11 protein-coding genes are annotated in these 12,149 nt (G+C 67.5%); 10 read left to right on the top strand and 1 reads right to left on the bottom strand.

The window, feature by feature from the left end:
- From nuoK to CKO28_RS09740, 10 genes are all read left to right on the top strand, one after another.
- Positions 1-309, top strand: coding sequence for an NADH-quinone oxidoreductase subunit NuoK (gene nuoK / locus CKO28_RS09785; protein ID WP_027289097.1), 309 nt, complete (start codon positions 1-3; stop codon positions 307-309).
- Positions 310-316: 7 nt separating this feature from the next.
- Positions 317-2,245 carry an NADH-quinone oxidoreductase subunit L gene (gene nuoL / locus CKO28_RS09780; RefSeq protein ID WP_200340569.1) on the top strand — a complete coding sequence of 643 codons (1,929 nt, stop codon included), beginning with the start codon at positions 317-319 and terminating at the stop codon, positions 2,243-2,245.
- 5 nt (positions 2,246-2,250) lie between these two features.
- Positions 2,251-3,780 carry an NADH-quinone oxidoreductase subunit M gene (locus tag CKO28_RS09775; RefSeq protein ID WP_200340567.1) on the top strand — a complete coding sequence of 510 codons (1,530 nt, stop codon included), beginning with the start codon at positions 2,251-2,253 and terminating at the stop codon, positions 3,778-3,780.
- Between the two features lie 34 nt (positions 3,781-3,814).
- Positions 3,815-5,272 carry an NADH-quinone oxidoreductase subunit NuoN gene (gene nuoN / locus CKO28_RS09770; protein WP_200340565.1) on the top strand — a complete coding sequence of 486 codons (1,458 nt, stop codon included), beginning with the start codon at positions 3,815-3,817 and terminating at the stop codon, positions 5,270-5,272.
- Positions 5,269-6,069 carry a biotin--[acetyl-CoA-carboxylase] ligase gene (locus CKO28_RS09765; RefSeq protein WP_200340563.1) on the top strand — a complete coding sequence of 267 codons (801 nt, stop codon included), beginning with the start codon at positions 5,269-5,271 and terminating at the stop codon, positions 6,067-6,069. The genes nuoN and CKO28_RS09765 overlap by 4 nt, the downstream gene beginning before the upstream one ends.
- Positions 6,070-6,076: 7 nt before the next feature.
- On the top strand, positions 6,077-6,871 hold the full coding sequence (locus CKO28_RS09760; RefSeq protein ID WP_200340561.1) for a type III pantothenate kinase: 795 nt from the start codon (positions 6,077-6,079) through the stop codon (positions 6,869-6,871).
- Between the two features lie 24 nt (positions 6,872-6,895).
- On the top strand, positions 6,896-8,572 hold the full coding sequence (locus tag CKO28_RS09755) for a ribonuclease J (protein WP_200340559.1): 1,677 nt from the start codon (positions 6,896-6,898) through the stop codon (positions 8,570-8,572).
- Positions 8,573-8,936: 364 nt separating this feature from the next.
- Positions 8,937-9,341 (top strand): methylmalonyl-CoA epimerase, encoded by a 405-nt coding sequence (gene mce / locus CKO28_RS09750; RefSeq protein ID WP_200340557.1) that lies wholly within the window; start codon positions 8,937-8,939, stop codon positions 9,339-9,341.
- Between the two features lie 42 nt (positions 9,342-9,383).
- Positions 9,384-9,632: a DUF1467 family protein gene (locus CKO28_RS09745; RefSeq protein WP_200340555.1), complete on the top strand. Its 249-nt coding sequence runs from the start codon at positions 9,384-9,386 to the stop codon at positions 9,630-9,632.
- A 16-nt stretch (positions 9,633-9,648) separates the two neighbouring features.
- Entirely contained in the window at positions 9,649-10,200 is a 552-nt protein-coding gene (locus CKO28_RS09740) for a DNA-3-methyladenine glycosylase I (RefSeq protein ID WP_200340553.1), read from the top strand.
- 454 nt (positions 10,201-10,654) lie between these two features.
- Here CKO28_RS09740 and CKO28_RS09735 read toward each other — a convergent pair whose 3' ends face one another.
- Positions 10,655-11,950: an NCS2 family permease gene (locus tag CKO28_RS09735; protein WP_200340551.1), complete on the bottom strand. Its 1,296-nt coding sequence runs from the start codon at positions 11,948-11,950 to the stop codon at positions 10,655-10,657.
- Positions 11,951-12,149: the final 199 nt, after the last annotated feature.

Below are 12,149 nucleotides of genomic sequence, written 5' to 3'. Positions count from 1 at the left end.
CTGGAGATCGGCCTGTCGCATTACCTCAGCGTGGCGGCGATCCTGTTCACGCTGGGCATCTTCGGGATCTTCCTGAACCGCAAGAACGTGATCGTCATCCTGATGTCGATCGAGCTGATGCTGCTGGCGGTGAACATCAATCTGGTCGCCTTCTCGACCCACCTGAACGACCTGGTCGGCCAGGTGTTCGCGATGTTCGTGCTGACCGTCGCGGCGGCCGAGGCGGCGATCGGTTTGGCGATCCTGGTGATCTACTTCCGCAACCGCGGCTCGATCGCGGTGGAAGACATCAACATGATGAAGGGCTAGGCCAGCCATGGAGGTCGTCGCCGTCTTCCTGCCGCTGATCGGGGCTATCCTGGCCGGTCTGTTCGCCCGTCAGCTGGGCGACCGGGGGGCCCAGATCGCGACCATCGCGCCCATGCTCCTGTCGGCGTTGTTGAGCGTGATCGTGTTCTTCGACGTCGCGGTCGCCGGCAACGCGCGCACGACGGAGCTGTTCACCTGGATCGATTCCGGCAGCTTCGAGCTCAGCTGGGCGCTGCGCATGGACACGCTGAGCGCGGTCATGCTGGCGGTCGTCACCGTGGTCTCGGCGATGGTGCACGTCTACTCCGTCGGCTACATGGAGCACGACCCCTCCAAGCCGCGCTTCTTCGCCTATCTGTCGCTGTTCACCTTCTTCATGCTGATGCTGGCGACGGCGGACAATTTCGTGCAGCTGTTCTTCGGCTGGGAAGGCGTCGGCGTCGCTTCCTACCTGCTGATCGGCTTCTGGTACGACCGGCCCAGCGCCAACGCCGCCGCGATCAAGGCGTTCCTGGTCAACCGCGTGGGCGACGTCGGCTTCGCGCTCGGCATCGCCGCGGTGTTCTTCCTGACCGGGGCCGCGACCTTCGACGGCGCGTTCGCCGCCGCCCCGGAGGTTGCGGACAGCTCGATCAGCTTCCTCGGCATGCAGGCGAGCGCGCTCGACGTCGTCGGCATCCTGCTGTTCATCGGCGCGATGGGGAAATCCGCCCAACTCGGCCTGCACACCTGGCTACCCGACGCGATGGAGGGCCCGACGCCGGTTTCCGCGCTGATCCACGCCGCCACCATGGTCACCGCGGGCATCTTCATGCTGTGCCGCGTCTCTCCGATCCTGGAGTACGCGCCGGTGGCGATGAGCGTGATCACGGTGGTTGGCGGCGCGACCGCGTTCTTCGCCGCGACCGTCGGGATGGCGCAGAACGACATCAAGCGGGTGATCGCCTATTCCACCTGCTCGCAGCTCGGCTACATGATGTTCGCGATCGGCGTCTCGGCCTACGGGGCGGCGATCTTCCATCTGATGACGCACGCCTTCTTCAAGGCGCTGCTGTTCCTCGGCGCGGGGTCGGTGATCCACGCCATGCACGAGGAGCAGGACATGCGGAAGATGGGCGGCATCTGGCGCACCATCCCCTACACCTATGCGATGATGTGGATCGGCAGCCTGGCGCTGGCCGGTCTGCCGCCGTTCGCCGGCTTCTTCTCCAAGGACATCGTCCTGGAGGCCGCCTGGGCGGCCGACGGCGGGGGCGGGCAGTTCGCCTTCTGGATGGGCATCCTGGCCGCCTTCATGACTGCGTTCTATTCCTGGCGCCTGCTGTTCATGACCTTCCACGGGCAGAGCCGGGCGCCCAAGAAGGTGCTGGACCACGCGCACGAGAGCCCGTGGGTCATGCTGGGCCCGCTGGTCGTGCTCTCGATCGGCGCGGTGCTGGCCGGCTGGATCGGCTACGACGCCTTCGTCGGCGACAGCCGCCTGGCGTTCTGGGGGCAGAGCATCGTCCAGAGCGACCACGACGTGATCCACGCGGCGCACAACGTGCCGCTGTGGGTCAAGCTGCTGCCGCTGGTCATGGCCGTGTCGGGCATCGGGCTCGCCTACCTGATGTACATGGCCCGGCCGGAACTGCCCGGCCGCGTGGTCGGCGCGATCAAGCCGGTCTGGCGGTTCGTCTACAACAAGTGGTACTTCGACGAGCTGTACGCCTTCCTGTTCGTCCGGCCGGCGGGCGCGCTCGGCACCTTTCTGTGGAAGGGCGGCGACGGTGCGGTGATTGACGGCTACGGGCCGGACGGCCTCTCCGCGCTGACCGGCCGGCTGTCCCGGCGGACCAGCCGGCTGCAGACCGGCTATCTCTACCACTACGCGTTCGTCATGCTCGCGGGCGTGGTGGTGTTCGTCACCTGGTACCTCGTCACGCAGATCGGATAAGCGCGATGCACGGCTGGCCACTGCTCTCGCTCGTCACGTTCCTGCCGCTGGTGGGCGCGGGCTTCATCCTGATGATCCGCGGCGAACCGGACGTGGTCGCGCGCAACGCCCGCTACGTGGCGCTCTGGACCTCGCTGATCACGTTCGTCCTGTCGCTGTTCATCTGGTTCGGGTTCGACCGCGGCACGGCGGCCTTCCAGTTCGTCGAGGAGGCGCCCTGGATCCCGCAGTTCGGGATCACCTACCACATGGGCGTGGACGGCATCTCGATGATGTTCGTCCTGCTGGCGACGCTGCTGACGCCGATCTGCGTGCTCGCGTCCTGGGACGCGATCCAGCACCGCGTGAAGGAATACATGATCGCGTTCCTGGTGCTGGAAACGCTGATGGTCGGGATGTTCTGCGCCCTCGACCTGGTGCTCTTCTACATGTTCTTCGAGGGCGTGCTGATCCCGATGTTCCTGATCATCGGCGTCTGGGGCGGCCAGCGGCGCGTCTATTCGGCGTTCAAGTTCTTCCTGTTCACGCTCGCCGGCTCGGTATTGATGCTGCTGGCGATCCTGGCGATCTACTTTGAGACCGGCACCACCGACATCCCGACCCTGCTGGCTGGCGCCGGCATTCCGCCGGAGATGCAGTTCTGGCTGTGGCTCGCCTTTTTCGCCTCGTTCGCGGTCAAGGTGCCGATGTGGCCGGTGCACACCTGGCTGCCCGACGCCCACGTCGAGGCGCCGACCGCCGGCTCGGTGATCCTGGCGGGCGTGCTGTTGAAGATGGGGGCCTACGGCTTCCTGCGCTTCTCCGTGCCGATGCTGCCGGAGGCGACGGCGCTGTTCGCGCCGCTGATCTTCGCGCTGTCGGTGGTGGCGATCATCTACACGTCCCTGGTCGCGCTGGCCCAGGAGGACATGAAGAAGCTGATCGCCTACTCCTCGGTCGCGCACATGGGCTACGTCACCGCCGGCATCTTCACCCTGACGCAGCAGGGCATGGAGGGCGCGATCTTCCAGATGCTTTCGCACGGTATCGTCTCGGCCGCGCTGTTCCTGATCGTGGGCGTGATCTACGACCGCATCCACACGCGCCGGATCGACGCCTATGGCGGGCTGGTGCATCGGATGCCGAACTACGCGCTGTTGTTCATGCTGTTCATGCTGGCGAGCGTCGGCCTGCCGGGCACCAGCGGCTTCGTCGGCGAGTTCCTGGTGATCGTCGGCGCGTTCCAGGTGAACACCTGGGTGGCGCTGCTGGTGGCGACCGGCATGGTGCTGGGCGCGGCCTACATGCTGGTGCTCTACCGCCGGGTCGTGTTCGGCAAGCTCACCAAAGAGAGCCTGATGAAGATCAAGGACCTGACCTGGCGCGAGCAGGCGGTGTTCGCCCCGCTGGTCGTGCTGGTGCTGTGGATGGGCATCTACCCGGTCAGCTTCCTGGACGTGATGAGCGCCAGCGTGGACAACCTGATCACCAACTACCAACAGGCCCTGGCGGACGCCGACACGCCCAGCCTGGCCACCCTGTGGTCAAGCAAATGACGGTCCGCATCGCGGCGAGAGGCACGACGCGCATATGACCTACGATCTGGCCACGATCGCCCCGGAGCTGTTCCTGCTGGTCAGCGCGATGGCGCTTTTGATGCTGGGCGCGTTCCGGCAGGGCAACCCGACCGGCCTGGTGCTGTCGCTCGCCACCGTGGCGACCGTGATCACCTTCGTCCTGGTCTGGCTGCAGCCGACCGCGCGCGAACTGGCGTTCGGCGGGCTGTTCGTGCGCGACGGCTTCGGCAACTTCATGAAGGGGCTGATCCTGGTCGGCTCGTCGGTCAGCCTGATCATGGCGTGGCGGTTCATCGAGCGGGAGAACATGTCCCGCTTCGAGTTCCCGGTGCTGATGCTGTTCGCCACCGTCGGCATGATGATGATGGTGTCGGCGAACGACCTGATCAGCCTGTACATCGGGTTGGAACTGCAGAGCCTGAGCCTCTACGTGATCGCCGCGTTCCGGCGCGACACGCTGCGCTCGACCGAGTCTGGCCTGAAGTACTTCGTGCTCGGCGCGCTGTCCTCCGGCATGCTGCTGTACGGCAGTTCGCTGGTCTACGGCTTCGCCGGCACCACCAACTTCAACACCCTGGCGGAGATCCTGCAGCAGGCCGCACAGGCGGGCGAGGCGCCGTCGATCGGGCTGATCGTGGGCGTGGTGTTCGTCATGGCGGGCTTGGCGTTCAAGGTCGGCGGCGTCCCGTTCCACATGTGGACCCCGGACGTCTACGAGGGCGCGCCCACGCCGGTCACCGCGTTCTTCGCGAGCGCCCCCAAGATCGCCGCGATGGCGCTGTTCGCGCGGGTGCTGATGGGGCCGTTCGCCGAACTGGTGGCGCAGTGGCAGCAGGTCGTGGTCGCGATCTCGCTGCTCTCCATGGTGCTGGGCGCGCTGGCAGCGATCAGCCAGACCAACATCAAGCGGCTGATGGCCTACTCCTCGATCGGCCACGTCGGCTACGCGCTGATCGGGCTCGCCGCCGGGACCGAGGCCGGCGTGCGCGGTCTCGCGGTCTACATGGCGATCTACCTGTTCATGAACCTCGGCACCTTCGCGGTGATCCTGTGCATGCGCCAGAAGGACCGGATGGTGGAGAACATCGACGACCTGCGCGGGCTGTCGCGGACGCATCCGTTGATGGCGCTGGCGATGGGCATCTTCATGTTCTCGATGGCGGGCATTCCGCCGCTCGCCGGCTTCTTCTCCAAGCTGTACGTCTTCCTGGCCGCGATCGAGGCGCAGCTGTACACGCTCGCGGTGGTCGGCGTGCTCTCGAGTGTGGTGGGCGCGTTCTACTACCTGCGGATCGTCAAGCTGATGTACTTCGACGAGCCGGCGGAAAGCTTCGACCAGCCGTTCGGCCGTGAGATGAGCCTGATCATGGGCGCGGCCGGCGCGATCACCCTGCTGTTCTTCGTCTTTCCGTCGCCGATCGTCTCCGGCGCCGAAGCGGCGGCGGCATCCCTGCTGGCCGCCGCTGGATGACGCATCCGGCGCGCACGCTCGACCTGCCGCCGGCCTACCGGCTGCGCGCCCACGACGCGCTGCCGAGCACGAACGACGAAGCGCGCCGGTTGGTGCGCGCTCAGGATGCCGGCCACGGCACGCTGGTCTGGGCGCAGGAACAGACCGCCGGGCGCGGCCGGCGCGGGCGCAGCTGGACCAGCCCGCGCGGCAACCTCTACGTGACCGCCGTCCTGCGGCCGAACTGCGGCATCGGGGAGGCGGCGCAGCTTGGCTTCGCCGCGGCGCTGGCGCTGGTCGATGTGCTGGGCGACCTGATGCCGCAGCAGACGCAGGTGCGACTGAAGTGGCCGAACGACGTGCTGGTGAACGGCCGCAAGGTCGCCGGGATCCTGCTGGAAACGGTGGTCGACAGCGACGGTACGTTTCAGGCGCTGCTCTTGGGTCTGGGCGTCAACATCGCCGAGGCACCGAGCGACACGGCGTTTCCGGCGACCGCCTTGCAGTGGGAGCGCGCCGGCCGCGCGATCCGGCCCGAAGAGCTGCTGGCGCCCTGGGCGGAGCACTTCCTGGTCTGGACGAACCGCTGGGAACAGGACGGCTTCGCGCCGCTGCGCCGCCGGTGGCTGACCCACGCCCACCGGCCGGGTCAGCGGTTGCGCGTGCGCCTGCCCAACCGGGAGGTGCACGGCAGCTTTCACGACATGGACGATCGCGGCGGCCTGCTGATCGACACGAACCGCGGGCGCGAGCGCCTGAGCGTGGGCGACGTCTTCTTCGCCGAGCCGGGCGCGGCGCCCGGATCGGGGCAGGGGTAGCGCGGCCATGCTGCTGGTGATCGATTCCGGCAACACCAACGCCGTCTTCGCGGTCTACGACGGCGCCCAGATCGTCGGCCGCTGGCGCGCCTCGACCGACGCCCGGCGCACGGCGGACGAGTATGCCGTCTGGCTCAGCCAGCTGATGGCGCTCGACGGGCTGAAGCCGGCGGACGTCACCGCCAGCGTGCTGGCCAACGTGGTGCCGCAGGCAAACTACGCCTTGAAGACTCTGTGCACGCGCTACTTCAACGGCACGCCGCTGGTCGTGGGCGAGCCCGGTGTGATAACGGGGGTGCGGGTAAACCTGGACCGCCCGGATCAGGTCGGCGCCGACCGGCTGGTCAACGCGCTCGCGGCGCACGACAGCTACGGCGGCCCGCTCGCCATCGTCGACTTCGGCACGGCGACCACGATCGACATCGTCGGCGCCGACGGGGCCTACGAGGGCGGGACCATCTCGCCCGGTATCCATGGCTCGATGGACGCGCTCACCAACGCCGCGGCCAAGCTGCCGCGCGTGGCGGTGGAAAAGCCGCCGTCGCCGATCGGCAAGGACACGGTCACGGCGATGCGCTCCGGCGTGTTCTGGGGCTACGTCGGCCTGATCGAGGGACTGCTCGCGCGCATCGAACGGCACTACGGCCAGTCCCTGACGGTCATCGCGACCGGCGGGCTGGCCCCGCTGTTCGAGGCGGAGACGGCAGCGATCCATCACGTCGACCGGGATCTCACGTTGCGTGGCCTTAAAATGGTCCACGACCTCAATCGCGGCGCGGCGCAACCGCGCGCGGACACCTGAACCCAAGAAAGGCTTGGCCCAAACATGGATGCGGAATCGGCGCCGGGCGCCGACGAACTACTTTTCTGCCCGCTCGGCGGTACCGGCGAAGTCGGTCTGAACCTCTACCTGTACGGCCACGCCGGCCAGTGGATGATGGTCGACTGCGGTATCTCCTTCGCCGACGAGACGACGCCGGGCGTTGACCTGCTCTTGCCGGACGTACGCTGGATCGCCGAGCGGAAAGACAACCTGGCCGGCATCGTGATCACCCACGCCCACGAGGACCACGTCGGGGCCTTGCCCTACCTGTGGCGCCGGCTGGGCGCGCCGGTCTACGGGACGCCGTTCACCTGCGCCGTGCTGCGCCGCAAGCTGTCTGAGCACGGGCTCGAGGGCGAGGTCCCGATCCACGAGATCCCGGTCGGCGGGCAGGCGACGGTCGGGCCGTTCGACCTGGAATTCATCACGGTCACCCACTCGATCCTGGAGCCGAGCTCGATCCTGATCCGCACGCCGGTCGGCAACATGCTGCACACCGGCGACTGGAAGCTGGATCCGGATCCGCTGGTCGGCGCCAACTTCGACCAGCAGCGCCTGGAGCGGCTGAAGGACGACAACATCCTGGCGCTGATCGGGGATTCCACGAACGCCATGGCGCCCGGCCACTCCGGCTCGGAGATGGACGTGCGGACCGCGCTCAAGGAGCTGGTCGGGTCGCTCGACAACCGGGTGGTGATGACCTGCTTCGCCACCAACGTGGCGCGCCTGCAAACCGCCGCGGAAGTGGCGATCGCCACGGGCCGAAGCCTGTGCCTGGTCGGCCGGTCGATGCACAACATGGTGCGCGCGGCCCAGGACTGCGGCTATCTGCGCGATCTGCCGGAGATCGTCTCCGAACGCGACCTGGAGCGTATCCCGCGCGATCACGTTCTGCTGCTGATGACCGGCAGCCAGGGGGAAAGCCGCTCCGCCCTGTCGCGCACCGCCCGCGCGGAGCATCCCAACGTGGTGCTGGAGGCGGGCGACCACGTGATCTTCTCCTCGCGCGTGATCCCGGGCAACGAGAAGGCGATCCATACCCTGCAGAACCGCCTGGTCCAGCGCGGCATCGAGGTGCTGACGGAGGAGGACCACTTCGTCCACGTCTCCGGCCACCCCTGCCGGGACGAGCTGACCCAGATGTACCAGTGGGTGCGCCCGAAGATCGCGGTGCCGATGCACGGCGAGCCGCGCCATCTGCTGTCCCACGCGCGTCTCGCCGACAGCTTGCAGGTGCCGCATTCGATCGTTCCCTCCGACGGCTCGGTGATCCGGCTGGCGCCCGGAGACGCGCCGGAGATCATCGACCACGTGCCGGTCGGGCGGATGGCGCTGGACGGCACCAAGATCCTGCCGACCGACAGCGGCAGCATCCGCGAGCGGCGCAAGATGGGCTTCGCCGGCGTCGCCGTGCTGACCCTGGTGGTCGACGCCGACGGGCAGTTGGAGGACGACCCGCAGCTCTCCGCGTTCGGTCTGTTCGGCGAGGCGGAAGAGGACGACGAGGCGATCGACGCCGCGATCGACGCGGTCGAGGCCGCGGTGCAGAAGCTGCGCGTCGCCGACCGCCGGCGCGACGAGATCGTCCAGGAGACCGCCCGGCTCGCCCTGCGCCGCTTCCTGCAGCGCGAAACCGGACGCAAGCCGCACACCGAGGTGCACTTGGTGCGTCTGGAGTAGGGCGCCCTCGGGAGGGCAGGGCGCGGCGGCGGGTCCCCCTTTTCGCAAGGGGAGGGTCTTGCACAGCTCGCCCGGTGCCCGTATGGGATCCTTCGACACGGCCGCCTTCGGCGTCCTACTCAGGATGAAGAGTAAGGTTCGTCCAGAACTTAAAGGGCACTTCATCTATGCTGAGCAGCCAGCCGCAGGCTGGCGTGTCGAAGCACACCACACGGCCCTTGCTGCCCGTAGGCAAAACCCGCTTCCAGTTACGCGGGAACCTGCCGGCGCACCCTTGCACTGCGGCGATAGGCCCTTGGGATCGGCGGCGGAGCTGCGGTAAACCGGGCGTGGCAATCGTCCGCCTGACAGGAGAGACACCGCCATGATCGGTCGCCTGAACCACGTCGCCATCGCCGTGCCCAACCTGGAAGCCGCCAGCGCGCAGTACCGCGACGCGCTGCTGGCCAAGGTATCCGATCCCGTTGACGAGCCGGATCACGGCGTCACGGTGGTGTTCGTCGAGCTGGACAACACCAAGATCGAGCTGCTGCAGCCGATGGGCGAGGACAGCCCGATCGCGAAGTTCCTGGAAAAGCACCCCCAGGGCGGCATCCACCACGTCTGCTACGAGGTCGACGATATCCAGGCCGCGTCCCGGCACCTGCAGGCGCAGGGCGCGCGCATCCTGGGCGACGGCGAGCCCAGGATCGGCGCACACAAGAAGCCGGTGCTGTTCCTGCACCCGAAGGACTTCAACGGCACGCTGGTCGAGTTGGAGCAGGCCTGAAGACCGCTTGACCGGCTTGCGCGAAGGGGTATCTCACCGGCCATGAATGTCTTTACCGGCGTCCTGGTCTACGTGCTGATCTGGTGGGTCGTCCTGTTCATGGTGCTGCCCTGGGGCGTCCGTCCCCCGGAGGACCCGGAGACAGGCCATGCGCCGAGCGCGCCCGAACGGCCGATGTTGTGGCGCAAGGCCCTCGCCACCTCCGTGATCGCGGCGATCCTGTGGCTTGGCGCCTATTACCTGATCACGAGCGAACTGCTGCAGTTCCGCGGCGCCATTCAGAAAAGCTGAACACCGGGGGCGCCTCGTGCACTACTGCGACTACGCCCCGCACGATCCCCTGCACGCGCCCTATCACGACCGCGAGCACGGCTTCCCAGCGCGCGACGAAGCCGTGCTGTTCGAGCGCCTGCTCCTGGAGATCAACCAGGCCGGCCTGTCGTGGGCGACGGTATTGCGCAAGCGCGACACCCTGCGCGCGGCTTACGCCGGGTTCGAGGTCGACCGGGTGGCGGCGTTCACGGACGCGGACCGGCAGCGGCTGATGGCCGATCCCGGCGTCATCCGCAACGCCCGCAAGGTCGACGCGGCGATCGCCAATGCCCGCGCCGTGCAGGGCCTGCGGGCCGGGTCGGGCGGGTTCGCCGCGTTCCTGGACGCCCAGCACCCACGGCCCAAGGCCGACTGGGTCAAGCTGCTGAAGCGCCATTTCATCCACGTCGGCGGGGAGATCGCCGGCGAGTTCCTGATGTCGCTCGGCTACCTGCCGGGCGCACACCGGCCGGACTGTCCGGTCCATGCCCGCGTGCTGGCGGCGGACCCGCCGTGGCGGCACGCCCGCGCCGGCACGTTCGACTGACTCACACGAGAGCAAAATCCATGAAGGTCGGGTCGACCTTCATCGTGGATCGTGCTCTAACTGCTTGAGGAGAGAGCAAGATTCAGCTGAAAGGTGGATTCACCTTTCAGCATCTTGCTCGAGGTACCGGCCCTGAAAGCGAACGAGCCTCCGGCGCCGTTCATGGCGCGGAGGCTCGTCGTCATGGCCGTGCCGTGTGCGCGGGCCCGAACGCGGCTATCTGCCGCCGGGCGTCTCCTCCCCAGACTTGGACCGTGTCTGGATATTCTTGTTTTCGTTCCCGGCACGGCGCAGGGCCGGAGCGTACAGCAAACCGGTTCGATCTCCAACTGCCGGCATTGGGGGGGGTGCCTGAAATCCACCAAGGCTTTCAGTGGGTTTCACCGTAGCACGTGCTGAAGGCCGGACGGGCGAACGCGAACGTGCGTTACCATCCCGCCCGGCCGGTGGATCGTTAGAGGTCGAGTAGCGCGAAACGCAGGACGAACAGCGCCGCGATCAGCAGCACCGCCGGCGACACCTCGGAGAAGCGCCCGGCCAGGAGCTTGGTCGCCGCATAGGCCAGGAAGCCGAGCCCGATGCCGTCGGCGATCGAGTAGGTCAGCGGCATCGCCAGCGCGGTGACCACGGCGGGCGCGTACTCGGTCGCGTCCTCCCAGTCGATCTCGGACAGGCCGCGCGCCATCAGGCAGGCGACGAACAGGAGTGCCGGCGCGGTCGCGTAGGACGGAATCGACTCCGCCAGCGGCGACAGGAACAGCGCGAGCAGGAACAGGACCGCGACCACCACGGCCGTCAGCCCGGTGCGGCCGCCGGCCTTAATGCCAGCCGCGCTCTCGATGTAGCTCGTGGTGGTCGAGGTGCCCATCACCGAGCCCACGATGGTCGCGCTGGAGTCGGCGACCAGCGCGCGGTTCAGCTTCTCCAGCTTGCCGTCGGGTGTCAGCAGCCCGGCGCGGTGGGCGAGCCCGACCAGCGTGCCGCTGGAATCGAAGAAGTCGACGAACAGAAAGGCGAAGATGATCGTCAGGATGCCGGCCTGCAGGGCGCCAGCAAGGTCCATCTGCAGGAACGTCGGCGCCGGGTTCGGCGGCAGATCCACGATCCCCTTGAACTCGGAGAAGCCGAGCAGGATGCCCACGATCGCGATGATCAGGATGCCCAGCAGGACCGCACCCGGCACGCCGCGGCGGTCGAGCGCGATCATGATCACGAAGCCGAGCGCGGCCAACAGCGGCTCCGGCTGGGTGACGTCGCCGAGCGTGACCAGCGTGGCGTCGGAGTTCACCACGATGCCCGCGTTGGTCAGCGCGATCACCCCCAGGAAGAAGCCGATGCCGGCCGAGATCGCCATTTTCAGCGTGCGCGGGATGGCGTTCACGATCCACTCGCGCACCGGCAGCACCGACAGGATCAGGAACAGGATGCCGGAGATGAAGACCGCGCCGAGCGCGACCTGCCAGCTCAGCCCCATGCCCAGCACGACGGCGTAGGTGAAGTAGGCGTTGAGGCCCATGCCCGGCGCGAGCGCGATCGGGTAGTTGGCGTAGAAGCCCATCACCAGCGAGCCGAACGCCGCGGCCACGCAGGTCGCGACGAACACCGCGCCGAAGTCCATCCCGGTTTCCGAGATGATGCCCGGGTTCACGACGATAATGTAGGCCATCGTCAGGAACGTGGTCGCGCCGGCCAGCACCTCCCGTTGCACGGTGGTGCCCATCTCATCGAGTTTGAATATTTGGTTCAGCATGCCGCCCCCCTGATGCATGGCGGTGCGCCGGGCATGTCGGACGCCCGCCGGTGGCTGTTGTCGTCAACGTCGAAAACGCCCCCGTTCCACCGGCCACGCCCTCCCCGGGATGCGGCCGGCGCGCGGCACGGCCGCGTCACCGCGCCAAGACCGGTATCGATGCCTTTATGGCTTGTTTAACCGATCTACGCCATGCTGG

This window comes from Rhodovibrio sodomensis (assembly GCF_016583645.1).
Taxonomy (GTDB): Bacteria; Pseudomonadota; Alphaproteobacteria; order Kiloniellales; family Rhodovibrionaceae; genus Rhodovibrio; species Rhodovibrio sodomensis.
The sequence above is the reverse complement of the archived record's forward strand: the minus strand, read 5'-3'. Positions and strand labels throughout refer to the sequence as shown.